General features: G+C 66.8%; 26 protein-coding genes. 12 read left to right on the plus strand and 14 right to left on the minus strand.

Features of this window, described 5'->3' with window-relative positions:
- Positions 1-108: 108 nt before the first annotated feature.
- The 3 genes from AU193_RS08855 to AU193_RS08865 all read right to left on the minus strand — a co-directional run bounded on the left by AU193_RS08855 (position 109) and on the right by AU193_RS08865 (position 3,349).
- Positions 109-726: an RDD family protein gene (locus AU193_RS08855; RefSeq protein ID WP_064422005.1), complete on the minus strand. Its 618-nt coding sequence runs from the start codon at positions 724-726 to the stop codon at positions 109-111.
- A gap of 119 nt (positions 727-845) precedes the next feature.
- Positions 846-2,246 carry a cystathionine beta-synthase gene (locus AU193_RS08860; RefSeq protein WP_064422006.1) on the minus strand — a complete coding sequence of 467 codons (1,401 nt, stop codon included), beginning with the start codon at positions 2,244-2,246 and terminating at the stop codon, positions 846-848.
- A gap of 41 nt (positions 2,247-2,287) precedes the next feature.
- Positions 2,288-3,349, minus strand: coding sequence for an alpha/beta hydrolase (locus tag AU193_RS08865; protein ID WP_064422007.1), 1,062 nt, complete (start codon positions 3,347-3,349; stop codon positions 2,288-2,290).
- A 185-nt stretch (positions 3,350-3,534) separates the two neighbouring features.
- Here AU193_RS08865 and AU193_RS08870 point away from each other — a divergent pair, with 185 nt between their 5' ends.
- Positions 3,535-4,518 carry an SGNH/GDSL hydrolase family protein gene (locus AU193_RS08870; protein ID WP_064422008.1) on the plus strand — a complete coding sequence of 328 codons (984 nt, stop codon included), beginning with the start codon at positions 3,535-3,537 and terminating at the stop codon, positions 4,516-4,518.
- 34 nt (positions 4,519-4,552) lie between these two features.
- Complete coding sequence (locus AU193_RS08875) at positions 4,553-5,770, plus strand: acetyl-CoA C-acetyltransferase (RefSeq protein WP_064422009.1); 1,218 nt, start codon at positions 4,553-4,555, stop codon at positions 5,768-5,770.
- Between the two features lie 72 nt (positions 5,771-5,842).
- Here the strand turns inward: AU193_RS08875 and AU193_RS08880 are convergent, their stop codons facing one another.
- Positions 5,843-6,709, minus strand: coding sequence for a hypothetical protein (locus tag AU193_RS08880; RefSeq protein ID WP_064422010.1), 867 nt, complete (start codon positions 6,707-6,709; stop codon positions 5,843-5,845).
- A 168-nt stretch (positions 6,710-6,877) separates the two neighbouring features.
- Positions 6,878-7,732 carry a Bax inhibitor-1/YccA family protein gene (locus tag AU193_RS08885; RefSeq protein ID WP_064422011.1) on the minus strand — a complete coding sequence of 285 codons (855 nt, stop codon included), beginning with the start codon at positions 7,730-7,732 and terminating at the stop codon, positions 6,878-6,880.
- Between the two features lie 166 nt (positions 7,733-7,898).
- Here AU193_RS08885 and AU193_RS08890 point away from each other — a divergent pair, with 166 nt between their 5' ends.
- Genes AU193_RS08890 through AU193_RS08900 form a run of 3 tightly spaced genes read left to right on the plus strand, consistent with a single transcriptional unit; the run spans position 7,899 to position 11,446 of the window.
- Complete coding sequence (locus AU193_RS08890; protein ID WP_064422012.1) at positions 7,899-8,948, plus strand: enoyl-CoA hydratase/isomerase family protein; 1,050 nt, start codon at positions 7,899-7,901, stop codon at positions 8,946-8,948.
- Positions 8,945-9,724 carry an enoyl-CoA hydratase gene (locus AU193_RS08895; RefSeq protein ID WP_064422013.1) on the plus strand — a complete coding sequence of 260 codons (780 nt, stop codon included), beginning with the start codon at positions 8,945-8,947 and terminating at the stop codon, positions 9,722-9,724. Before AU193_RS08890 ends, AU193_RS08895 begins: the two co-directional genes overlap by 4 nt.
- 9 nt (positions 9,725-9,733) lie before the next feature.
- The gene (locus AU193_RS08900) at positions 9,734-11,446 is read left to right on the plus strand and encodes an alpha/beta-hydrolase family protein (RefSeq protein ID WP_064422014.1); all 1,713 of its coding nucleotides are present in this window, start codon (positions 9,734-9,736) and stop codon (positions 11,444-11,446) included.
- Here the strand turns inward: AU193_RS08900 and AU193_RS08905 are convergent.
- The gene (locus AU193_RS08905; RefSeq protein ID WP_064422222.1) at positions 11,443-11,811 is read right to left on the minus strand and encodes a rhodanese-like domain-containing protein; all 369 of its coding nucleotides are present in this window, start codon (positions 11,809-11,811) and stop codon (positions 11,443-11,445) included. The genes AU193_RS08900 and AU193_RS08905 overlap by 4 nt on opposite strands.
- Positions 11,812-11,813: 2 nt before the next feature.
- Positions 11,814-12,359, minus strand: a complete 546-nt coding sequence (locus AU193_RS08910; RefSeq protein WP_064422015.1) for a cysteine dioxygenase family protein — start codon at positions 12,357-12,359, stop codon at positions 11,814-11,816.
- A 264-nt stretch (positions 12,360-12,623) separates the two neighbouring features.
- On the opposite strand from AU193_RS08910, the gene AU193_RS08915 reads away from it, so the two are divergent.
- Positions 12,624-13,049 carry a lipoprotein LpqV gene (locus tag AU193_RS08915; RefSeq protein ID WP_156425158.1) on the plus strand — a complete coding sequence of 142 codons (426 nt, stop codon included), beginning with the start codon at positions 12,624-12,626 and terminating at the stop codon, positions 13,047-13,049.
- A 42-nt stretch (positions 13,050-13,091) separates the two neighbouring features.
- A complete protein-coding gene (locus tag AU193_RS08920; RefSeq protein WP_064422016.1) occupies positions 13,092-14,081 on the plus strand; it encodes a patatin-like phospholipase family protein in 990 nt (329 codons plus the stop codon).
- Here the strand turns inward: AU193_RS08920 and AU193_RS08925 are convergent.
- Entirely contained in the window at positions 14,078-14,923 is an 846-nt protein-coding gene (locus AU193_RS08925; RefSeq protein ID WP_172798249.1) for a patatin-like phospholipase family protein, read from the minus strand. The two genes, AU193_RS08920 and AU193_RS08925, sit on opposite strands and share 4 nt — an antisense overlap.
- A gap of 42 nt (positions 14,924-14,965) precedes the next feature.
- Positions 14,966-16,015 (minus strand): dihydrodipicolinate reductase, encoded by a 1,050-nt coding sequence (locus AU193_RS08930; RefSeq protein WP_064422018.1) that lies wholly within the window; start codon positions 16,013-16,015, stop codon positions 14,966-14,968.
- A gap of 87 nt (positions 16,016-16,102) precedes the next feature.
- Between AU193_RS08930 and AU193_RS08935 the strand changes: the two genes are divergently transcribed.
- From AU193_RS08935 to AU193_RS08955, 5 genes are all read left to right on the plus strand, one after another.
- Complete coding sequence (locus AU193_RS08935; RefSeq protein ID WP_156425164.1) at positions 16,103-17,242, plus strand: BTAD domain-containing putative transcriptional regulator; 1,140 nt, start codon at positions 16,103-16,105, stop codon at positions 17,240-17,242.
- A 52-nt stretch (positions 17,243-17,294) separates the two neighbouring features.
- Entirely contained in the window at positions 17,295-19,022 is a 1,728-nt protein-coding gene (locus tag AU193_RS08940) for a serine/threonine-protein kinase (protein WP_064422019.1), read from the plus strand.
- A 94-nt stretch (positions 19,023-19,116) separates the two neighbouring features.
- Positions 19,117-19,485 (plus strand): DUF732 domain-containing protein, encoded by a 369-nt coding sequence (locus tag AU193_RS08945; protein WP_064422020.1) that lies wholly within the window; start codon positions 19,117-19,119, stop codon positions 19,483-19,485.
- 113 nt (positions 19,486-19,598) lie between these two features.
- Complete coding sequence (locus AU193_RS08950; protein ID WP_064422021.1) at positions 19,599-20,801, plus strand: lipid-transfer protein; 1,203 nt, start codon at positions 19,599-19,601, stop codon at positions 20,799-20,801.
- A gap of 18 nt (positions 20,802-20,819) precedes the next feature.
- Positions 20,820-21,134: a hypothetical protein gene (locus AU193_RS08955; protein ID WP_064422225.1), complete on the plus strand. Its 315-nt coding sequence runs from the start codon at positions 20,820-20,822 to the stop codon at positions 21,132-21,134.
- 7 nt (positions 21,135-21,141) lie between these two features.
- Here the strand turns inward: AU193_RS08955 and AU193_RS08960 are convergent, their stop codons facing one another.
- The 5 genes from AU193_RS08960 to AU193_RS08980 all read right to left on the minus strand — a co-directional run bounded on the left by AU193_RS08960 (position 21,142) and on the right by AU193_RS08980 (position 24,810).
- Positions 21,142-21,435, minus strand: coding sequence for a hypothetical protein (locus tag AU193_RS08960; RefSeq protein WP_064422022.1), 294 nt, complete (start codon positions 21,433-21,435; stop codon positions 21,142-21,144).
- Between the two features lie 86 nt (positions 21,436-21,521).
- Entirely contained in the window at positions 21,522-22,499 is a 978-nt protein-coding gene (locus AU193_RS08965) for a YncE family protein (protein ID WP_253867695.1), read from the minus strand.
- Between the two features lie 591 nt (positions 22,500-23,090).
- The gene (locus AU193_RS08970; protein WP_064422024.1) at positions 23,091-23,540 is read right to left on the minus strand and encodes an ATP-binding protein; all 450 of its coding nucleotides are present in this window, start codon (positions 23,538-23,540) and stop codon (positions 23,091-23,093) included.
- A gap of 32 nt (positions 23,541-23,572) precedes the next feature.
- Positions 23,573-23,920 (minus strand): STAS domain-containing protein, encoded by a 348-nt coding sequence (locus tag AU193_RS08975; RefSeq protein WP_064422025.1) that lies wholly within the window; start codon positions 23,918-23,920, stop codon positions 23,573-23,575.
- A gap of 182 nt (positions 23,921-24,102) precedes the next feature.
- The gene (locus AU193_RS08980) at positions 24,103-24,810 is read right to left on the minus strand and encodes a GAF and ANTAR domain-containing protein (RefSeq protein WP_253867697.1); all 708 of its coding nucleotides are present in this window, start codon (positions 24,808-24,810) and stop codon (positions 24,103-24,105) included.
- Positions 24,811-24,829: the final 19 nt, after the last annotated feature.

Consider the following 24,829-nt stretch of genomic DNA (forward strand, 5'->3'; position numbering starts at 1 on the left):
ATCCGCCGCCGAGGAGGCCGGGATCCCGGGCCCTCAGAGGTATAGCGTCGGTGAGGCGTTCTCATGGGCGTGGGGGCGGTTGATCAGTCATATTTTCTCCACGGTTGACTACAACGGTAAGCAGACGGTGGCGATGAGTTTATCCGCAATGGTCTGCCGTTTGGCGTCCCACAGCGGGAACAGATAACCGACATAGCAGATCGCGGCATCGATGATATGCGCCAGTTGCCGCACGAGCGACATGCCGAAACCAATTGGCTGCCCGGTTTTTTCGCTGACGACCTTAAACTTCAGCATCGACTTGCCGATGCTCGAGCCGGTGGTTCCCTGACGATACCCGTAATTCCAGATGACGTATGCGAGAACCAGGATCGACGTGAGAGTGAGCGCGAGCTGGCCGACTGTGGACGCGTCGGTTGTGCAGGACTCCACGACCTCGAATTCGGAACTGTCGGTGACGCATACCGTTTCCTGGGTGCCGAGCAGCAGCGCATACCCGATGCCCCACAGGATGAACATGGGGATGGAGTCGACCAGCCACGCCAACACGCGGGTGAACCACGGCGTGTAAGCCTCTTTCGGCAGTGCCTGAACCGGTTGCGCCGGAGGTGGATAACCGGTTGCCGTCGCCGGCGGGGGGCCGTCACCTTGCGGCGGTGGCGGATAATCTTCGGACGGTGGCGGCGGCGGATAGCCTGCGGGCGGTGGTGGGGGCGGATCGGTCATCGGTCGACTCCAGTCTGCTGCTTAGCTGGGATCAAGCGTGCCTACGTTACCGGAAAGGCGCTCTTGCACAGGGATTTCACCGGGAATCCGAACGTCGGAGTCAATGTGACGGTGTGGCGCTAGTGAACCCGGCGTTTACTTCCGTCTGACAGGAAACCGAGCAGGTCGTGGCGGGTCAGCACGCCGACGGGCTTACCTTCCTCGACCACCATCACCGCGTCGCACTCGCGAAGTTCTTTCGCCGCCGCGCTGACCAGTTCGCCTGCTCCGATCAGCGGCAGCGGTGGGCTCATGTGGTCGGCCACCGCATCGGCGAGCTTGGCCCGTCCCTCGAACACCGCTGAGAGCAGTTCGCGTTCGGACACGCTGCCCGCGACCTCGCCGGCCATCACCGGCGGTTCGGCACCGACGACGGGCATCTGCGAGACGCCGTATTCCCGCAGGATCCCGATGGCGTCGCGAACGGTTTCCGACGGGTGCGTATGCACGAGGTCGGGCAACGCCCCCGACTTGCCGCGCAGCACCTCGCCGACCGTCGACTCGTCCACCGACCCGTCCATCCGGCTGCGCAGGAAGCCGTACGACGACATCCAATCGTCGTTGAAAACCTTTGCGAGATAACCTCTTCCGCCGTCTGGCAACAGCACCACGACCAGCGCGTCGGGACCGGCCTGCTCGGCCACCTTGTTGGCGGCCACCACTGCCATACCGCAGGACCCGCCGACGAGCAGCGCCTCTTCGCGCGCCAGCCTGCGCGTCATCTCGAACGAATCGGCATCCGAGACCGCGATGATTTCGTCGGGCACCGCGGGGTCGTACGCCTTGGGCCAAAAGTCCTCTCCGACGCCCTCCACCAGATACGGCCGTCCGGAACCGCCGGAGTACACCGAACCCTCCGGATCGGCGCCGATGACGCGCACCCTGCCGTCGGACACTTCCTTCAGGTAGCGACCGGCGCCGGTGATGGTGCCGCCGGTGCCCACACCCGCCACGAAATGCGTCACCTTGCCGTCGGTGTCTGCCCAGATCTCCGGGCCGGTGGTCTCGTAATGCGACTCGGGCCCCATCGGGTTCGAGTACTGATCGGGCTTCCACGCGCCGTCGATCTCTCCCACCAGCCGGTCCGAGACGCTGTAGTAGCTGTCGGGATGGTCGGGTGGCACCGCGGTCGGGCACACCACCACCTCGGCGCCGTAGGCGCGCAACACGTTTCGCTTGTCCTCCCCGACCTTGTCCGGGCAGACGAAGATGCACTTGTACCCGCGCTGCTGGGCGATCAGGGCCAGCCCGACCCCCGTGTTGCCAGACGTCGGTTCCACGATGGTGCCACCGGGCTTGAGGTCACCGCTGGCCTCGGCGGCGTCGATCATCTTGATCGCGATGCGGTCTTTCGAGCTGCCGCCGGGGTTGAGGTACTCGATCTTGGCAGCAACCATGCCCGCCCCCGGGGGAACAACAGAGTTCAGCTGTACCAGGGGCGTATTGCCGATGAGCTCACTGACGTGCCGGGCGATCCGCATGACTCCATCGTGTCAGGCGGCTCTCGCCGTCACCAGCTGGGCTACCAGGTGGCTTCGCGGATGTAGTCGCCGATCTGGCGCAGCGAGCGTTTCGCCTCGGGCACGATCGGCGCCGCGATCTGGAAGACGTGCATCTGTCCTGGCCAGACACGGACTTCGACCGGCACACCCGCCGCGGCCAGCCGCCGCGCGGCCTTGCGGGCGTCGCTCACCAGCACCTCGGAGCCCGAAACATGGATGAGCGTGCGGGGCAGCCCGGGTTCGATGTGGTCGAGCGGCTCGTAGACCTCTTCGGGTTTCCCGTCCTTTCGACCGCGCTGCGCCGCTTCTTCGATGAGGTCGACGAGCGCGTGGAACGCCCGCGGCGGGAACATCGCGTCGGTGCGGATGTTGGGGTGGTTGGCTCGCGTCTGGTTGTCGATTTCGAAGAGGGGAGACATCGTCACCATCGCGGCCGGCACCTCGCCCTCGAGGCTGTCGCGCTGCAGGCGTTCGGCCAGGGTGAGCGCCAAGTAGCCACCCGCGGAGTCGCCGGCCAGGACGATCTGGTCGGGCTCATAGCCGTGCATCCGCAGCCACTGGTAGGCGTCATAGCAGTCGTCAACCGCCATGCCGACTGAGTGCTTGGGAATCATCCGGTAGTTGACGACCAACACCGGACAGTCTGCGTAACCCGACAGCGCCTGCACCAGGCGGCCGTGCGAGTTGACGCCGCAGGTCAGGAAGGCGCCGCCGTGCATGTAAAGGATGACGCCGCGTTTGCCGTCCGCAGGCAACACGCCCGGCGCCCGCACGAGTTGCGCGGTGCAGTTCGGCAAAGAAATGGTGGCGCGCACGGTGCCGGGGGCGGGGCGCGCGATGCGGGAGACGAAGTCGACCAGACCCCAGGGCCACGGCAGGCGAGGCGCATAGCTGCCGATAGCTAGCGTGGGTCGAACGGTTAGCAGGGCCGCGAGCGATGCGAGGCGACCACCGAGGCTCGGGCCGTCTTCGACGACCTCGACCGGCGCTCCGTCGCTGACCGGGAACTTGCGCGGTTTACGGGCCTGAACAGGCGATACTCCTGGCCGGCGAACATGGCCGATCTTGCTAGGTGCGGTCATTACAACCACCCCCTTCGACGTTTCAACCCCGCCGTAGTGGTGAGTACGCCTAATTTTCTGGACGTGACTCGGGTTTTAGCTTGACACTTTACGTTCGTTTCAACAATCAGCGAGTCATATTCGATACCAGAGTTGATACCGCAATGTGACCCCTTATCGCTTGCCGCCACGCGGGTAGCCACGAAATGGCACCTAAACTTGCCTGCGTGGGCACACCGCGCCGGACTTCCACCATCGCGTTTGCGGCCGCGGCCACGCTCGGCTCGGTCGGTTCGGCCTACATCGGCGCGCGCAACCTGCTGATCGGACAGGCGGATCAGGCTCGGCGCGTCATTCCGCAGGCGTGGGACATCCCGCCCCGCGCCGACGGTGTCTACGCGCCCAGCGGCGGACCTGTCGAGCGCTGGCACCGCGACGTGCCGTTCGACCTGCACCTGATGGTCTTCGGTGACTCCACCGCCACCGGATACGGCGCCACCACCGCCGAGGAGGTGCCCGGCGTGCTACTGGCGCGTGGTCTGGCCGAGGTTTCGGGAAGGCGAATCCGGCTGAGCACCAAGGCGATCGTCGGAGCGACGTCGAAGGGACTGTCGGGTCAGATCGACGCGATGTTCGTCGCCGGACCTCCACCCGACGCCGCGGTGATCATGATCGGCGCCAACGACATCACCCGGCCGAACGGCATCCGGCCGTCGGCGAATCGACTGGGGAAGGCGGTGCGTCGGTTGCGCGCCGCGGGCGCCGTCGTGGTGGTCGGTACGTGCCCCGACTTCGGTGTCATCACCGCGATACCTCAGCCGTTGCGTGCGGTTGCCCGCAGTCGCGGCCTGCGGCTGGCCCGCGCTCAAACGGCCGCGGTGCGAGCCGAGGGCGGAGTTCCCGTGCCGCTGGCCGACTTGCTGGCGCCCCACTTCCGGTCCACCCCCGATGTGCTGTTCTCCCCCGACATGTTCCACCCGTCCGGCGCCGGGTATGCGCTGGCGGCCAATCAACTGCTGCCGGCACTGTGTAATGCGTTGGGCGACTGGCTCGGTGGCGCGGCGCCGGAGCTACCGTGGCGAACACGGTCGGGTGAGGGCTTCGCGCTGCTGGCCCGGGTCGGCGGCTTGAGCAGGCTCTGGCGGCGGTCGACTGGGGTCCCCGCACCCATCGTGGCGTCCGCGAGCTAGGTTCTCCTCATAGCCGTCAATACGAGGAGACACCATGCCTGAAGCCGTCATTGTCGCGACCGCGCGGTCGCCGATCGGCCGCGCCGCGAAGGGTTCACTGGTCGACATCCGGCCCGACGACCTGGCCGCGCAGATGGTGCGCGCGGTGCTGGACAAAGTGCCCGCCCTGGATCCGCGGGAGATCGACGATCTGATCATGGGCTGCGGTCAGCCCGCCGGCGAGGCCGGCTTCAACATCGGCAGGGCGGTGGCCGTCCAGCTCGGCTATGACTTCCTTCCCGGGACGACCGTGAACCGCTACTGTTCGTCGTCGCTGCAGACCACGCGCATGGCGTTCCACGCGATCAAGGCCGGTGAGGGCCATGCGTTCGTTTCCGCTGGCGTAGAGACTGTTTCGCGGTTTCCGAAGGGCACGGCCGACGGTTGGCCGGACAGCAAGAACCCGTTGTTCGCGGACGCAATGAGCCGCTCGGATCAGGCGGCCGCGGGCGTCGAGGAGTGGCACGACCCGCGCGAGGACGGCTTGTTGCCGGACGTCTACATCGCCATGGGCCAGACCGCCGAGAACGTCGCGCTGCACACCGGCATCAGCCGCGAGGACCAGGACCACTGGGGGGTTCGGTCGCAGAACCGCGCCGAGGAGGCCATCAAGAACGGCTTCTTCGAGCGCGAGATCGTTCCGGTCACGCTGCCCGATGGGACCGTGGTGTCGACCGATGACGGACCACGCGCGGGCACCACATACGAGAAGATCAGCCAACTCAAGCCGGTGTTCCGGCCGAACGGCACCGTGACGGCCGGTAACGCGTGTCCGCTCAACGACGGCGCCGCCGCGCTGGTCGTCATGTCGGACACCAAGGCTCGCGAGCTTGGCTTGACGCCGCTGGCGCGTGTCGTCTCGACGGGGGTGAGCGGGCTGTCGCCGGAGATCATGGGTCTCGGCCCGATCGAGGCGACGCGCAAGGCGCTCGCCAACGCCGGGATGTCGATCGGCGACATCGACCTCTACGAGATCAACGAGGCGTTCGCCGTCCAGGTGCTCGGCTCGGCGCGCGAACTGGGCATGGACGAGGACAAGCTCAACGTCTCGGGCGGTGCGATCGCCCTGGGCCATCCGTTCGGCATGACCGGCGCACGGATCACCGCCACGCTGCTGAACAACCTGACGACCTACGACAAGACGCTCGGCCTCGAGACGATGTGCGTCGGCGGCGGCCAGGGCATGGCGATGGTGATCGAGCGCCTGTCCTAACCCTCGGGGCGGCCGCCGACCGGCCCCAGTCCCGCCGGCGTCTAGTGTGCAACCAGATCGCGAATTCAACCGTTACGAGGCGATTTCGCGATCTGAGTGCACACTAGCGGCCCAGGCGCGCCGCACCCGGTTGACGATGTCGGCCGGATGGACGCCCGCGACGACGCGAATATGTGTCCAACCCCGGTGCGCGATGAACTCCGAGCGCACGATGTCGGCTCCGAGCCGCGACGGCAGCCGGTGCAATTCGCCGTCGTACTCCACGGCGATCATCACCTCGTCCCCCCAACCCATGTCCAAGCGGTAGCGGGCTCGCCCGAAGTCGTCATAGACGGGGATCTGCGTGCGCGGGCGCGGAAAACCGGCTCGTATGAGCAGCAGACGCAACCAGGTTTCGCGTGGCGACTCCGCGCCGGCGTCGTACAGGTCGAGAACAGGCAACACTCGTGGCACACCCGGAGATCCGCGGTGCCGTTCGACAAGCCCGGCGACGAGGTCACGGTCGAAACGAGTTGCATTGCCGAGCGCGTCGAGACGGGCCACCGCCTTGTCACCGCGGGTCAGCCGGGCGAGGTCGAACGCCGTGCGCTCCGGCATCGTCACGGGCACGCCGGCCACAAGTTCCCATTCGTTGCGAGCCAGTCGATCTCGTCGCGTCACGATCCCTCGCGGCGCACGCGGGTTCGACCAGATGAGCTCGATCGGGACATCGTCGGCGACGTACTGGGAACCGTGTAGCGCCGCAGCCGCGAGGCCGGCAACCACTGCGCACCGGCGAGTCCACAACCAGGCGGCCATCGTTCGTTGCGACAAGTTCGGCACCACGCCGTCGTCGATGTACACGCCGGGGAACAGGGCTCGATAGCGGGTCCGCAGTTGATGCTTGTTGGCGACATGGCCATCGCGCAACGCTTCGCTTCCGAGGAACGGCACCTCCATGGCCCGCAGTGAAGACCGGTGCTCGGACAGGAACAGCGTTTGCGGGTGCAGTGACGGCCGCGGTTGGGGATAACCAACGCAAACGATCGCGGTTGGGAATAACCCCGAAACAGAACCCGAAACAGAAAAGACCCGGCACATTTCGTGCCGGGCCTTCTCCTCAGGCTGCTACTCGCTTTGGAAGTAGGACAGCAGCCGCAGGATCTCGATGTACAGCCAGACCAGCGTGACGGTCAGGCCGAGTGCGATGCCCCACGCCGCCTTCTCCGGCGCACCGGCGCGGATCATCTGGTCGGCCGCGTCGAAGTCGATCAGGAAGCTGAACGCGGCCAGGCCGATGCAGACCAGCGAGAAGATGATCGCGATCGGGCCGCCGGCGCGCAGGCCCATGCCTTCGCCACCGCCGACGCCGAACATCGCCAGCACCAGGTTGCCGAGCATCAGTACCAGCACGCCGAACAGGCCGGCGACGATCATGCGGGTGAACTTAGGGGTGACGCGGATCGCGCCGGTCTTGTAGACGACCAGCATGCCGAAGAACACGCCGAACGTGGCCAGCAGCGCCTGGGTGATCAACGCACCGGCGTTGCCGCCCGCGACCACGAGGTTGCCGAACACCCACGAGATCGCGCCCAGGAACAAACCCTCCAGGCCCGCGTAGCTGAGCACGATGGCCGGGTTGTCCTGCTTACGGCCGAACGTCGCGACAAGCACCAGCGCCAGGCCGCCGAGCGCGCCCACCAGGGCGAGCGGCATCGCCAGGCCGGGGTTCATGCCGACGAGGAAATAGGAGACCACCCCGACAGCGCCCAGGACGGCCAACGTGACGCCGGTCTTGGTGACGACATCGTCGATGGTCATCGGCCGGGCAACGCCTGCCTGGCGCTGCTCCGGGTACTGCGTCACATAGGGGTCGGCATGTACGGCCTGCGTACCGTAGCCGGCGGCCCCGGTACCGAATTGCGCATATCCGCCCTGCGTCTTTGGCAGGGATCGAAATACGGGGTTGCTGGATTCCCGCACCGTCGGTTCCTCTCCTGATGATGTCGATCGTCAATCGGCGAACACACCGTCAACGAATCATGTCCCTGGTCGAGTTCCCGGCTGCACCGTCAACTTTCCCAGCTGGTTCACAAGAAACCCTACCCAAAGCAGTTGCAGGTCGAACAACGTTCTACATTGCATACTCGTGGGTGAAAACGAGGATGTCCTAGTAACCGTTGACCGCGGGGTCGGTCTGATCACCCTCAACCGGCCCAAGGCCATCAATTCGCTGAACCACTCCATGGTCGCCACGATGTCGCGTGTGCTGGCCGAATGGGCGCACGACGACGCCGTCACCGCCGTCGTGGTCGACGGCGCCGGTGAACGCGGCTTGTGTGCGGGCGGCGACATCGTCGCGCTCTATCACAGCGCCAAGGCCGAGGGGCCCGACAAAGGGCGTGAAGCGCGCGCCTTCTGGTACGACGAGTATCTCCTCAACGCCCAGATCGGTCGGTTCGGCAAACCGTATGTGGCCCTGATGGACGGCATCGTCATGGGCGGTGGCGTCGGGGTCAGCGCACACGGCAGCGTCCGCGTCGTCACCGACACCACCAAGATGGCGATGCCCGAGGTCGGCATCGGCTTCGTCCCCGACGTCGGCGGCACGCTGATCCTGTCGCGCGCGCCGGGGTTGCTCGGCTACCACGCCGCGCTCACCGGCGCGAACTTCGATGGTGCCGACGCCATCGCGATGGGCTTCGCCGACCACTTCGTACCGCACGACGAGCTCGCCGGTTTCAAGGCTGCGATCGTCGCGAACGGGATCGATGCCGCCCTGGCCGCCCATGCCGTCGAGTCGCCGCCGAGTAGCCTTGTGCAGCAACGCGATTGGATCGACCGGTGCTTTGCCGGCCGGACCGCGCTCGACATCGTCGCCGCGCTGCGCGGTCACGACGACGCCGCTGCCCGCGACGCGGCCGAGCTCATCGAGAGCCGCTCCCCCGTCTCGGTTTCCGTCGCACTGGAAGCGCTGCGCCGCGCCGCGAAACTCGACACACTCGAAGACGTGCTGCGCCAGGAGTACCGGACGTCGTGCGGGGCCCTGCGCTCCCACGACTTCGTCGAGGGCATTCGCGCCCAGGTCGTCGACAAGGACCGCAACCCGAAATGGTCGCCCGCCTCGTTGGCGGCCGTCACCACAGCCGACGTCGAGGACTACTTCGCGCCGGCCGATCGCGAACTGGAGTTCTCATGACCGATTACGACACGATCCTCGTCACCCGTGACGATCGCGTCGGCACCATCACGCTGAACCGGCCGAAGGCGCTCAACGCACTCAACAGCCAGGTGATGAACGAAGTCGTCTCGGCCGCAGCTGAATTCGACAACGACCCGGGTATCGGCGCCATCATCATCACCGGATCCGGCGAGAAGGCGTTCGCGGCGGGCGCCGACATCAAGGAGATGGCAGCGCTGTCGTTCGCCGACGTCTTCGCCAGCGACTTCTTCGCAGCCTGGGGCAAGTTCGCCGCCACCCGCACCCCGACGATCGCCGCGGTCGCCGGCTACGCGCTCGGCGGTGGCTGCGAGCTGGCGATGATGTGCGACCTGCTGATCGCCGCGGACACCGCGAAATTCGGCCAGCCCGAGATCAAGCTCGGCGTGCTGCCCGGCATGGGCGGCTCGCAGCGGCTCACCCGCGCGATCGGTAAGGCCAAGGCGATGGACCTGATCCTCACCGGTCGCAACATGGATGCCGAGGAAGCCGAACGCGCCGGTCTGGTGTCGCGGGTGGTGCCCGCCGACAAGCTGCTCGACGAGGCCGACGCCGTCGCCAAGACCATTGCCGCAATGTCGCTGTCGGCGTCGCGGATGGCCAAGGAGGCCGTCAACCGGGCCTTCGAATCGACTCTGGCCGAGGGCCTTCTCTACGAGCGCAGGTTGTTCCACTCGGCGTTCGCGACCGAAGACCAGACCGAGGGCATGAACGCGTTCACCGAGAAGCGCCCAGCGGCCTTCCGCCACCGTTAATCTGCGGGGGTGACCGACACCCGCGGCGACACCGCCACCACGCTCGACGAGCCGCGGCAACAGCCGGCCAGAACATCCAAGGACACCCCGTGGTGGGTGCGCCACTACACCTTCACCGGCACCGCGCTGGGCCTGGTGTTCCTGTGGCTGTCGATGACGCCGTCGCTACTCCCGCGGGGCCCGCTGTTCCAGGGGCTGGTCAGCGGCGGCGCAGGCGCTTTCGGGTACATGCTCGGCGTGTTCGTCGTGTGGCTCGTGCGCTACATGCGGTCCAAGGACAGCAGCCCACCCGCCCCGCGCCAGGCCTGGATCGCGCTGCTGATCATCGGCGTCGTCGGCCAGATCCTGATGATCGTCTACTTCCACATCTGGCAGGACGAGGTGCGCGATCTCAACGGCGTACCGCGCATGGGCTTCTGGGATCATCCGCTGACCGCCGTGCTGTCCATCGTGACGCTGTTCGTGCTCGTCGAGATCGGACAGCTGATCGGTAGGCTCGTCCGTTTCCTTGTCCGCCAACTCGAACGCGTTGCACCGCCCCGGGTTTCGGCGGTCGTGGTCGTGGTGCTGCTGATCGCGCTCACCATCGCGCTCCTGAACGGCATCGTGGTGCGTTTCGCGATGAGCACCATCAACAACACGTTCGAGGCCGTCAACAACGAGACCGATCCCGACTTCGCGGCGCCCACCACACCGCTGCGGTCGGGCGGTCCGGAGTCGTTGGTCAACTGGGAATCCCTCGGCCATCAGGGCCGGATATTCGTGGCCGCGGGCCCGACGGTCGAACAGTTGACGACGTTCAACGGGCGGCCGGCCATCGAACCGATCCGGACCTACGCGGGTCTGAATTCGGCCGACGGAATCAAAGCGACCGCCGCGCTGGCGGCCCGGGAGTTGGTGCGCACCGGGGGCCTGGACCGCGAAGTCGTCGCCGTGGCCACCACCACCGGCACCGGGTGGATCAACGAAGCGGAGGCCTCGGCGCTGGAATACATGTACAACGGCGACACCGCGATCGTGTCGATGCAGTACTCGTTCCTGCCGAGTTGGTTGTCGTTCCTGGTGGACAAGGAGAACGCACGGCAGGCGGGCCAGGCGTTGTTCGAGGCCGTCGACGGGCTGATCCGGGAGATGCCCGAGGCGGAGCGGCCGCGCCTGGTGGTCTTCGGTGAGAGCCTCGGATCGTTCGGCGGCGAAGCGCCTTTCCTCGCGCTGAACAACCTCATCGCACGGACAGACGGTGCGCTCTTCAGCGGCCCGACGTTCAACAACACGATCTGGACGCAGTTGACCCGCGATCGCGACCCTGGCTCGCCGATGTGGCTGCCGATCTACGACAAGGGTGAGAACGTCCACTTTGCTGCGCGCGCAGAGAATTTGAGCCGGCCGGACGGACCGTGGGGAAGTCCGCGCGTGGTGTACCTGCAGCACGCGTCCGACCCGATCGCGTGGTTCAACCCGGATCTGCTGTTCGCCGAACCGGATTGGCTCAAGGAGCCACGCGGCTACGACGTCTCCGGGCGGATGCAGTGGATCCCGGTGGTGACGTTCCTCCAGGTGTCGGCGGACATGGCGGTGGCCGTCGACGTGCCCGACGGGCACGGTCACGTGTACGTCAAGGATGTGGCCAACGCCTGGGCGGCGATCCTGCAGCCACCGGGCTGGACACCGGAGAAGACCGAACGTCTTCGGCCGCTGCTGAGCAGCGACGAGAAAGACTAGACCAGAACCTTTTTCAACGCGTGATATCCGCCGATGACATCGGTCGCGCGGTGCAGGCCCAGATCGAGCAACGACGCCGCCGCGAGGCTCGAGGTGTAGCCCTGCGAACACAGCACCACCCACTCGACGTCATCGTCGACGGCCTGCGGCAGCCGCGCCGTGCTGGTCGGATCGCAACGCCACTCGAGCACATTGCGTTCGACCACCAATGCTCCCACCACCTCCCCCTCGTCCGCGCGCTGGGCCTGCGGTCGGATGTCGACCAGGATCGCACCGCGGTCCAACGCAGCGGGCACCTCGGACGCCGGCAACCGGCGCAGGCGGGCCCGGGCGTCGTCCAGGATTCGGTCGATACGACTCGCCATGATCACCCCTCCGGTGCATCGGTCAGCTCGGTCCGATTGCGCCGCAACGTGTTCCGATCCGTCACCTCGTAGTACGACATCGCGGTCAACGGCGGTGAATAGGCGTGCACGCTCAGCGTGGGTGTGACTGGAGCCGAAGTGTCCCGATCTGGTGCCCACACCACGTCGTGCACCCACCCCAGCGGGAAGGCGGCCTGATCCCCGGCGAGCAGCCGGCGGCGTCTCAAGGCCCCACCGTCCCAGCGGGTCTCGCGCAGCGCTCCGGAGATCACGGTCAGCGCGCCGAGGGAACCGCCGTGGTCGTGCATCTCGGTCGACCGGTCGGGCACCCAGCTGATCAACCAGATGTCGAGCTCGTCATCACCGTGCAACCGCGTGAACCACCGCTCGCCGCGGGGCGGCCCTCCGACGGGCAGCAGATGGTCGTAACGACCGGTGAGCACATCGTCGGCGGCGCGGTCGGTGGCGAGCAACAGATCGGGCAGCCGCAGCCGGGTCGGCGCGGAGACTGCGGGGACGGCAGAGGGCAGGACTGCAGGGGAGGCCATGAAAGCTCCAAGTGAACCGGAAAGGGACAGGGTGGGGCGCTAGGGCCTACAACACTCCTGACGTCCGGTCGTCACGGAGGCAAGTCTGGCATGGGACCGCCGTCCGCACCCGGCCCGAGGTGACCGCGCGCCGGGCTGTAGGTCCGTCGTCGCAGGCCAGAACGCTGTGCGCCGGGTCGCCGGATAGATTCACCGTGAGCGCAATCGCGGCGATCCGGGCGGGCGGTGTCCGTCACCGGCGCGCCATTGCCTAGATTGACGGGCATGGGCATGCGTCACGGCGTCGCGGCGGCCGCAGTGATGGTGGGTGTCGTCGCGGGATGCTCGTCAGGTGACGACGACACCTCCGAGTCGCCGACCGACAACACATCCACGGCCACCAGCACGGAAACACCCACCGCACCACCGGGTTCGGTCGCCGTCTCGCCCGGCGGTGTCACCACCGCGGTAGGCGCTCCGGCCGATTCGACCGAGGAGGAGTACTTCCAGGCCTGCGCGACGGCTCGGCAGTGGATGGTCGAACAAGGCGGCGAGCCGAAGTCACAGATCGAGCCGTACCTCGCGATGTTGCAATCCACGGATTCGGCGGGACCCGGGACGTACGGCACTCCGTGGACGCAGTTGGCACCGCCGCGTCAGGCCGCTGTCATCGTCGCCGTGCAAGCGGCGGCCGATGGCCTCTGCGGCTGAAACCGGCGGCCAGAACCGGCACCCGCGCGCGACAATGGCGGCATGGCTGGCAAGCGGGTCGCGCTGGCGCTGGGCAGCGGCGGCGCCCGCGGCTACGCCCACATCGGGGTGATCGAGGAACTTCAGGACCGCGGCTACGAGATCGTCGGCATCGCCGCGTCGTCCATGGGCGCTCTGGTCGGGGGCCTCTACGCGGCGGGCAAGCTCGACCAGTTCGCCGACTGGGCGAAGTCGCTCACCCAGGGCGCCGTGCTACGGCTGCTCGATCCCTCGATCACCGCCGCGGGCGTGCTGCGCGCGACCAAGATCCTCGACGCGGTCCGCGACATCCTCGGTGAGGTGCGGATCGAGAACCTGCCGATCCCCTACACGGCGGTCTCGACCGATCTCATCGCTGGCAAGTCGGTGTGGCTGCAACGAGGTCCCGTGGACGCCGCCATCCGCGCGTCGATCGCGATCCCCGGGGTGATCGCACCCCATGTGCTCGACGGCCGCCTCCTCGCCGACGGCGGCATCCTCGAACCGCTGCCGATGGCGCCGATCGCGGCCGTCAACGCCGACCTCACCATCGCGGTCTCCTTGGCCGGCAGCGAGTCCGGCGGCGTCGAAGAACCCACCGAACAGGGCCCGCGCGCGACCACCGAGTGGCTGGCTCGGGTATGGCGCAGCACAGCGTCGTTGTTCGAGTCGAACGCGATGTTGAACCGCTTCGGCTCCGGATCGGACGACTATCCGGGCGCCGGGGACAGCGAGGAGGAGCTCGTCGTCGCGACGAAGGAAGCGTCCGTGGTGCCCAAGCTCGGCAGCTTCGAGGTGATGAACCGCACGATCGACATCGCGCAGGCCGCGCTCGCGCGACACCAGCTGGCCGGCTATCCGCCCGACATGCTGATCGAGGTGCCCCGTTCGGCCTGCCGGAGCCTTGAGTTCCACCGCGCCGCGGAAGTGATCGACATCGGTATCGAGTTGGCCGCCGCAGCACTGGACGCGTTCGACACCAAGCCCGAGAATCCAACCGCCGCCGAGGATTAGAGCCCGAGGTGCTCGGCGAGCTGGGCGGCGACGCTGCGGCCCTGCCTGCGTCCGGCATGCGCCGAAGGGGCCCTGCACGCGGGATCGAGCGGGTTGGCGCCGAACGCCGCCAGCGACTCGTCGTCGGCGAACACGCCGAAGGCGTTCCGCGCGGTCACTTCGTCCCTGGCCCCCGCCCCGAACGGCGACGGGGACGACAGGCCCTGTGGGATCAGCGCGACCACGCTGTCGCAGTCGTCGGCCACCGCCAGGTTGACGGTGCTGCCGACGCCGCCGTCCATGAACCGGCGCTCGCCGATGGTGACCGGCGGCCATACGCCGGGCACCGCGCAACTGGCCGCGACCGCATCGACCAGCGAGACGCCCGAGGCGCGGTCGAACGCCACCAGTTCCCCGGTCTCGGTATCGATGGCGGTGATGCGCAAGTCGCGGTCGGGCCAGTCGTGCGACGGCAGTCGCTGTTCGATCACACTCCGCCGCACCTCTTCGGTGACGGTGTCCGCGCTCAGCGCGATCGCGCCGATCCGCTGCAGTTTCTCGGTTTTCGAGCCGGCAGCGGTCATCGCGTCGAGGAACATCTCGGTGATGGTCTCGATCCCCGTGCCGGGCTTGATCTCGGCAGACGTCACCGCGGTCTGCCGGTCGAACAACGCGGCCAAACCGAGTCCGCTTCCCAGTTGCGCCGCGACCGTGGACCCCGCAGACGTGCCGACCAGGACGTCAGAGGTGAGCAACGCCTCCGCGGTGGCGGGCGACTCGTCGGCGATTCCGGCGAGGATGCCGGTCTCCCAGGCGATGCCCGCCACGCCGCCGCCGGCAAGTACCAGTGCACGTCTCGTCACAGCCCGTGAGTGTGCCAGGCGTCGACAACGCCCCGCAGCCCGCTATGCGAGTTGCGGCGCCGCCTTGCCGCTGATCAACGGCAGGTCCAGATATGTCGCGATACCGGGTTCTGCGGCGCACACCGCGGGCACCGAGTTCACGCAGTGCGCCGCGGTGCCGACGATGCCGTACTCCGGCCCCTGCCCGCCGACCGCCGACTGGAACCCTTTGACGACGATGTCGATGTCGGGGTTACCGCGGACCTCCATCTCGTAACGCTGACCTTCGGGGCCGAACGTCCAAGCGGGATCGAGGTTTTGCTCACCCATCAACCAGTTCACGGTGACGCGCACCACCGCCTCTTCGTCGACGAGGGCCTCCCAGTGGAATCTGCGTCCCGCGACCTGCCCCGGCTCGATGACACCGATCGGTGATTCGATGGGCGCGGTGGCGACCGCGATCTCCTGTGTGGAACGAACTTTCGGGTCGGCGCGGAAACCCACCTTGTCGACGATCATCTTCACCGCCTGGATGAAGCCGCCGTCGAGCAACTTCTGCATCGGCCCGCTGAGCGCCTTTTCAGGCACCTCACCGAACCCCATCACATGCCGTACGACGTCGGGGGCTTCGTAGGTGCGGAGATCGGAGAATTCTTCGGCCCGAACGAATGTCACGCCGGTCGAGAAGGCCGAGAACAATAGCGGGAACTTCTCGCTGATCCCGCCGGGCGCGATGCCGGTGCCGTGCAGCGTCGCGTTTCCCGCGACAGCCGCCTCCTGCAAAGGGGCGCCCTGCCGGTCGCTGGGATACACCCAGCCGACCGGGGTGACGACGTTCTTACCGGACCGCAACAGCGCCGCCACCTCATCCGGGTTGGGCAGCAGCGGCGAGTAGATCACGGCGTCGGCGTCGAGGGTGAGGATGTCGTCGAGGCTGTTGGTCGCGGTCACGCCGAGTGCATCGGTGCCGATGATCTCGCCGACGTCCTTGCCCGCCTTCTCCGGCGAGTGCACCCAGCATCCGACGAGTTCGAGGTCGGGGTGTTCGAGCACACCCTTGATCGCTGCGATACCAACGCCACCGGTCGCCCACTGCACCACCCGTAGGCCCATACCGACTCCTTCACCGCCAAACTAGAACACGTTCTACTCTTGCAGGTCTACACCACAACCCTCACCGTGCGGGTCACAATGGCCGCGATGGGCGCGATCAAGATCGCATTCGGTGTTCTGGGGCCGCTGCAGATGACGGTCGACAGTGCACCGGTCGCGCTGGGCACCCCCAAACAACGGGCCGTGCTGGCGGTGCTGGTGATGAATCGCAATCGGCCGGTCTCCACCGACTCGTTGATCACTGCGGCCTGGGAGCAGTGGCCGCCCGCCGAAGCCAGGGCCAGCCTGCATTCCTACATCTCGAACCTGCGCAAGCTGCTGACCAACTCGGGCGCCGATCCGAGGTCGGTGTTGGTGAACGCACCACCGGGGTACCGGCTCGACGTCGCCGACGCCGCATGCGACCTCGATCGCTTCGTCGCCGAGAAGGCTGCCGGCGTCCGAGCCGCTGCTGCCGCTCAGTTCGAGCAGGCAAGCCGCCACCTGCGCAACGCACTCGGCGAGTGGCGCGGTCCGGTGCTCGAAGATCTGCGCGACTTCCAGTTCGTCGGCGCATACGCCACCGCTCTCACCGAAGACAAGGTGATAGCCCACACCGCGCACGCTGAGTCCGAAATCGCCTGTGGGCGTGCGTCAGCCGTAATCGCCGAGCTCGAGGGCCTGGTCGGTGAACATCCCTACCGGGAGCCGCTGTGGGCCCAGCTGATCACCGCCTACTATCTCGCCGGGCGGCAGTCCGACGCCCTTGATGCGTATCAGCGGCTCAAGACCACACTCGCCGAGGATCTCGGCATCGACCCAAACCCCACGATGCGCGCACTGCACGAGCGGATCCTTCGTCAAGAGCCCCTGGACGTCCGAAAGGCCGCACAGACCACCGCCGTCCACACCATCGGTGGCATCGAGGCCAGGACCTCCATCGCGCCATCGGCTGCGGTGGCGGCTCTGCACTCGACGAACGGCCAGATTCATCGGCTCACGGCGACGGCGACACGAATCGGGCGGTTGGCCGACAACGACATCGTGCTCAGTGGCGTCAGCGTCAGCCGCCACCACGCCGTGATCATCGACACCGGGACCAGCTTCGTGATCACCGACCTGCGCTCGGCCAACGGCGTCGATGTGCGGGGGGAGCGAATCCGCGGCACCGCGATGCTCGGCGACGGCGACTCCATCCGCATCTGCGACCACGAGTTCACGTTTCGGATCGAGCCGCATCCGGCCTGATGCCGGATTAGGGTGTTTTCGCCGGCTACCGAACCGCCCCGAGGAGCATCCGATGACCGAGCCCGAACGGGGGGAATCACGTGTGGGTTCCCAGATCGGTCCGTATCGGCTGCGTCGGCTACTGGGCAAGGGCGGGATGGGCGAGGTGTACGAAGCCGAGGACACCGCCAAGGACCGAATCGTGGCGCTGAAGCTGTTGCCCGAGTCGGCCTCCAACGATCCGGTGTTCCGCAAACGGCTGCGGCGCGAGGCACACTCGGCGGGCCGGCTGCAGGAACCCCACGTGGTGCCGATCCACGACTACGGCGAGATCGACGGTCTGCTCTACGTCGACATGCGCATGATCGACGGCACCGATCTGCGCAAGGTGCTCAAGAACTACGGTCCGATGACGCCCGCGCGTGCGGTGGCCATCGTCAAACAGGTCGCCTCGGCTCTGGACGCCGCACACGAGAGCGGCATCATGCACCGTGATGTCAAGCCCGAGAACATAATTCTGACCCGCGACGACTTCGCCTATCTCGTCGACTTCGGCATCGCCAACGCGGCCACCGACGAGAAGCTCACCGAACTGGGCACCGCGGTCGGCACGTATGCCTACATGGCGCCGGAACGCTTCACCAACGACGAGGTGACCTATCGCGCGGACGTCTATGCGCTGACGTGTGTTCTGCACGAATGCCTCACCGGCTCGCAACCGTTTCCGAGCGACAGCGTCAGCGTGGTCATCACCGCGCACCTGATGCAACCCATACCCAGGCCCAGCCAGCAGCGCCCGGGTATCCCGGCCGCCTTCGACGCGGTGATCGCCCGCGGCATGGCCAAGAAGCCGGAGGACCGGTACGCCAGCGCCGGCGACCTGGCCGCAGCGGCGACCAACGCCCTGACCCAACGGGATCAGGACCAAGCCGCCACGATTCTGCAGCGCAGCCAGGCCGGTGGTGGTTCGGCGCAGCCGCCCACCTGGTATCGGACGCCGCCACCCACACCACCACCCACGCCGCCGCCAACGCCGCCACCCACGCCACCGCCAACGCCGCCACCCACGGCGCGTCCCGCCGCGTTCTACTCACCGCCGCCGGGGGGTGGGCCGCCGAGCGGGCCGATGCAGGCCGCCCCGCCACCGAACCGACCGAGGCCACCGGGCCCGCCGCGCAAGGGCACGCCGTGGCTGCCGATCGCCGCGGCGATCACGGTGTTCGTATTGGTGCTCGGTGCGGTGGGAATCTGGTTGCTCGCCGGATCCGATGACACACCCTCGGCGTCGGACGCCACGACCTCCATGTCGACCGCGCCTACATCCCCCGAGCGCACCACCCGGCGGACCCCACGCTCCACACCCGTCTCGCCGACACCGAGCTCGTTCGACGCGCAGTTGCTGGGGCTGCTGCCGCGCGGCTACGACCAGGGCGCATGTCAGCCCGTGCATCCGCCCGCCACCGGCGCGCTGGCGACGGTGGACTGCGACGCCGCAACACCGCAGGGCGGTCCGGCGAACGCGCGGTATTCGCTGTTCGCCGACCAGCCGACCCTCGACAAGGCCTTCGACGACTCGGTCGCAGCCAATCAAGAATTGGTGGCGTGTCCCAACAGTGGCGCGGAGTCGCCGACGACATGGCATTACACCGAGACTCCCGACCAGGTGGAGGGGCGCGTCGCCTGCGGCGTCTTCAACGGCAACCAGGACGTGACCTGGACCAGTAACGACGACTTGCTGCTGGGCGACGCGCAGAGCCAGAACCTCGTCGACCTGCACAACTGGTGGCTCAAGTACGCCTGACCGGCCGCCGAGATCGCTTCAAGAATCCTTCAAGGACGCTGTCCGACTCTGATGTCAGCCCGGGACCACCCGGAACCGACACAGAGGAGTCACGATGTTCACTCAGCACCACCTCACCACGACTGGCACCGCTCCCCGCGTTCGCCGATGGACCGGCATCGCGCTCGCCGCAGGTGCGTTCGGACTGGCCGCCGTCGCGGGCGCGGGCACCGCCGCCGCGCTCAGTTCCGAAGACGACATGTTCCTGTCCGAGATCAGCGCCGAGGGCATCGCCTACGACACTCCCAAGGCTGCCATCGGCACCGCACACGACGTGTGCGCGAGGCTCGACGGGGGCGCGGACCCGGTCGACCTCGGCCTGGAGATCCTCGAGAACACCGACCTGACCACCGAACAGGTCGCGACATTCGTCGTCGCGTCGGTCGACCACTACTGCCCTGGGAACGGCGTGCTCTTCGGGTGATCACCTCGACGAAGCGGGGCCCTGCCGCGATGGCGGGCCCCGCTTTCGCCGGCCGCTGGACAGGTGGCGCGACTGTATGTTTCTGTCAGATCGCACGCTGCGAAAGGATCAGAATGTCGACCGCCAGAAGCAACAGGGTCTTCGTCGTCGGTGTCGGAATGACGAAGTTCGAGAAGCCGGGCCGCCGAGAAGGATGGGACTACCCCCAGATGGCGAAGGAGTCGGGGACCAAGGCCCTCGAAGACGCCGGCATCGACTACTCCGAGGTCCAGCAGGGGTTCGTCGGCTACGTCGCCGGCGACTCGACGTCGGGCAACCGGGCGCTCTACGAGCTCGGCTTGACCGGGATCCCGATCGCCAACGTCAACAACAACTGCTCGACCGGTTCCACTGCGCTGTTCCTTGCCGCGCAGACGATCCGCGGCGGGCTCGCCGACTGCGTCATCGCTCTCGGTTTCGAGAAGATGCAGCCCGGCTCCCTGCAGGGCGGCCACGACGACCGTGAATCCCCGATGGCGAAACATGTCGCGGCGATGGCCGAGATCGACGAGTTCGGCTTCCCCGTCGCGCCGTGGATGTTCGGCGCCGCGGGTCGCGAGCACATGCGCCAACATGGAAGCACCGCAGAGCATTTCGCGAAGATCGGGTACAAGAACCACAAACATTCGGTGAACAATCCCTACGCGCAGTTCCAAGAGGAGTACACCCTCGAGGACATCCTGGCCGCGAAAATGATCTCCGACCCACTCACCAAGCTGCAGTGCTCCCCCACGTCGGACGGCTCAGGAGCCGCGATCGTGGCGGGCGAGGACTTCGTCGACAAGCACGGTCTGGCGGGCCAAGCGGTGGAAATCGTGGGCCAGGCGATGACCACCGATTTCGAGTCCAGCTTCGACGGCAGCGCCAAGAATCTCATCGGCTACGACATGAATGTCAAAGCCGCGCAGCAGGTTTACGATCAATGCGGCCTCGGACCGGCCGACTTCCAAGTGATCGAGCTGCACGACTGCTTCTCGGCCAACGAGCTACTGCTCTACGAGGCGCTCGGCCTGTGCGGCGAGGGCGAGGCCCCCAAGCTCATCGACAACAACGACACCACGTACGGCGGGCGTTGGGTCGTCAACCCCTCCGGCGGGCTGATCTCCAAAGGGCATCCGCTCGGTGCGACGGGTCTGGCGCAGTGCGCGGAGCTCACGTGGCAGTTGCGTGGTGCGGCCGACAAGCGACAGGTCGAGGGCGTCACCGCCGCGCTGCAGCACAACATCGGGCTCGGTGGCGCGGCAGTTGTGACCGCTTACCAGCGCGCGGAGCGCTGATAGGGGATCATGGACCGCATGCGCACTGCTTGGATCCTCGCCGGAGCTGCGGCCGTCGTGTGCGCGACGATGGCCGTGCCCGTCGGCGTCGCATCGGCCGACGACCAGGAATCGGCGCAGGAGGTCATCAGCAAGCTGCAGGATCAGGGCTACAACGTGACCATAGACAAGATCGGCACGGCCCCGCTGTCCGACTGCGTGGTCACCAGCGTTCGCAATCCCCAGCAGTTCACCCAGTTGGTGCCGCTGCTCGGCGGTAACCAGGATGGGGTGCTGTTCCCCGTGACCATCAGCAAGCCGATCTCGGTGTCGCTGGACTGCAGCGGCCGCTAGCCTCGCATCAGCGCGAGCAATTGGCGGTGACGGTGATCGTGCGCTGGGCCACCACCTGGACCAGATCGTCGCCGCGGCGCACCAAATCGGTTCGCTCACGGGCGTTTCGGACATCGGTGACGATGCATTCGTCGAGGGGCGCACTCCCGATCCGATTGACCTTGACATCGAAGCCTTGCGCCTCGAGTGTGGCGATCGTCAGTTCGGCCGATTCGGCCGCCGACGCGATGGCCGCCGGCGCGAGAATCGCACCGCATGCCGCCGCGGCCAACCCGACCATTGTCAACAGTATTGCGCGCATTGCCGCGCTCCCTTCGTGCCCGAAGACCCCGGTGGCCTTTCAGGTGGTACGACGGGCTAGCCCCGACGAAGGTTCAACGGTGACACCTAAACGGTGACCGGCTCCAACTCGCGCACCTCGGGGGCCACGATCCGATCGGTCGCGACGAACTCCGAATACAGCAACGGCATCGAGGCGTCCACGGCGAACATCGACACCCCGCCCGCGTAGTCGGCCACGTACAGCCGACCGCTGCGCGAATCGACCGCCACGCAGGACGGCCGACCGTCGACGGTGAACGTGTCGACGATCCGCAAGGTCAGCGTGCACAGCGCCGCGACGTGGTCATAGTCGACGATGTAGGCCCTGCTCTTGTCTTCGCCCATCGCGAGCTGCGTTGGGGCACCGCCGATCTCGATGACGTCGGTGACACGTCCCGAGAACGACTCGACCACGTGCACCACACCGCCGCGGGTTCGGTCCGAACTGAGGACCAACACCGTGCCGTCGGCGAGCGCGATGTCGCGAATCGGCGAACCGATCCGCACCGGCCCGCCCACACGCCCGGTCTCGAGTTCGACGGTGAGGACCGCGCTGCCGCGCGCATCGGTGGTCGCGACGTAGAGCCGCGTTCCGCTCGGGTCGATCGCGAGAGCATCGATGCCGATGCCGGCGCCCGTGGCGACGTCGATGGTGCCCACGCGGTCGGCGGGGATGTCGATCACCGCGATGTCGATGTGCCCGTCACCGGTTCGGCCCGCATAGACACGCTTGCCGTCAGGGCTTACAACAAGTGCCGTGACGTTGTCCGCCAGCGGGTACGACGCGATCACCGATCCGGTGGCGGTGTCCAGGACAGTCACCTCGTCCTTGTGGGTCCATGACGACGTGCTCACATAAGCGCGGTCGTCGTGGACTGCCACCGCGAAAGGCTCACCGTGAACCGCGACGATGGCCTCGGCGGCGAGGGTGCGGGCATTGAGCACCCCGACGCTGTCGTCGCCGGGGTGCGTCACCACCGTCGTACCCGTGGCGGTTGCGGCGATATCGCCGATCGGCCCCCGCGTCAGGTTCACTGCACTCATCGCGGTAGGCGCATGTTCAGGCATCAAAAAGTCAACCATCGTTGTTCGGTACCTCCGCCGGCATGGCGTGAACCGGCCCTAGACTCCAAGTCGTAACGCGCCGAATCGGCGCGGTCTGAACCGAGTCTAGCGACGAAATTCCGCATTCCACGGCGGTGCCAAGAGGCGCCCCGAGCCAACCTGTGAACCTCTCAGACACCGCTTAGAAAAGCGCCCGTTACCCGATTGTTACCAGTGATCCACCGACTCGGGGATAGCCGGTGACCTGTGGAAACGCCGCTGCTGCAATGTCTTCCGAAGAATGTGGTCAACCGCACGTAACACGGTTTCTTACATTCCGAGTTCAAATTGAGCGGTAAATCACAAACCGACGCGACAGCAAATTGGCAACAGGCGCCACGACCGTCACAGAACGCGCAGCGATTCAGCCCACCAGTCGCGGCCTGGGTCTGCGGGGCGGCGTCGGCGGATTCACGCGCTCGGCGCAGCTGTCGGGTGGGGCGCCGTCGACGCCCGGGATGTTCTCGCCCATTCTGCGCTCGCTTCCTGCGATGGAAGAACCTTCCACCCTCGCCGGCCGCCGGCCAAACGTCATGCGGAAGTTGCGAAAGGCTCCTGCGAGGCGAATGCGCAGCCGTCGAACTCGAGTTCTACCCGGGTGCCCGACGCCGAGGCGTCGATCGTGGCCCGATCGGACAGTGCGCGCATCAACTGGATGCCGCGACCGCGGGTGTTCGGTTTGCCGTCAGGCTCCTTCTCCAGCCAGGCCCCCTGGTCGGAGATGGTGGCGACCAGACGCCGGTCTTCGGCGTCGTAACGGGCGGTCACCGACATCGTTCCGGCCTGGCCGGCCTGGACGTAGGCGAACTCGGCGGCGTTGGTCAACGCTTCGTTCACCGCCAGCAATATGTCGCTGAGCCGGTCGGCGTCGAGTGCGAAGTTGGTCCGGAGCCACTCGGCGAACGCATTGCGGAACTCGGCGACGGTCTGCGCATCTGCGGGGCCGTTGCTGGAGAAGCCGAGTTCCGTTGGAGCGTTCATGGTGTTCTCTAGTTACCCCGTCTGGCCCGAGCTCACGCAGTGATGTTGTCGAGAGCGGCGTCCAACGAGGAAAACAGGTCGATCAGGTCGGCGATGCCCGTGATCTTCAAGGGCCGGCTGGTGGCGGATCCCTCCGCGACGACGGCGAACCTGGTCGGGGTGCCGTCGGTCTGGTTGTGGGTCTCCATCAGCACCTGCATGCCCGCGGACCCCAGGAACTCGACGCTGGTCAGATCGACGACCAACCCCACCGGATCCTTGCCCAGCGCCGCCTGCACGGCGTCCCGCAGCTGCGGCGCAGTGAGCATGTCGAGGTCACCGGAAGCGGCGACGACAGCGACGCGTCCCACCCAGTTCTCGGTACAAAGTTGTCCGTCCAAGCCTCACCTCTTGTTTGGCAACCACCGTAGCGGTCGTGGCCGATCGCGCGAGGCTGCAGTCTTAACCCGCGCAATAGGGTAGCGACTTCACCGTACCGATGCCTAAACGGGGACCCATCTTCGCCGGTCAGGTGCCCTAGTCCGATATCGGGCCAAGTAGGAGCCCGGGATTTCAGCGGCGGCTAGGCGGGCGGGTGATCCCGATTAACCAGTTCCACGGCGATCGAATGCAGCGGGGTGTTCTTCTCCTGGGAGAGCCGAACCAGCAGGTTGAACGCGTCGGCGGCGTTGACGTCGAAACGCTCCATGATCATGCCTTTGGCCTGACCGATGATGTCGCGCGATGCGATAGCGTTCCGAAACTGGTCGTCGCGGCGCGCCGTCGCCAGACCGATCGCCGCGTGGGCCGCCACCGCGAGCGCCAAGTCCTCGAGTTGGGGCGTGAAGGCACGCGGCCTCTCCGAGTAGAGGCTCAGCGCACCGATCTCCGACTCGTGGGTGTAAAGCTGAATGGAGAGGCTGGAGCGCACCGGGGTGGTTTGGAGAGCGCGTGCCATGAACTGCGCCCACCTGTCCTCGGTCTCGAAGTCGTCGATGCGCACCGTCACCCGATCGTGGATGCTGTCCACGCAGGGTCCCTGCTGGAGCTCCTCCTGCAGGTTGTCGAGGTTCTTGGGCACCGGACCCGTGGCCGCCACCGATCGCACCCGCCGCCCCTTGGGGTCGACGAGCGAAATGCCCGCATGGTGCACGTTCGGCAGGATCCGCACCGCCGTCGCGGTGACCTCGTCGACGAGATTGTCGATGTCCATGTCCGCGCTCTTCTGGCTGTATAGGCTGCGCGCCAACCGCGCGATCTCGTCGTGGAAACCGCCGGATGAATCGGTCACGTCCCACCCCCAAGGATCG

The organism is Mycobacterium sp. GA-1285, from assembly GCF_001499905.1.
Classification (GTDB): Bacteria; Actinomycetota; Actinomycetes; order Mycobacteriales; family Mycobacteriaceae; genus Mycobacterium.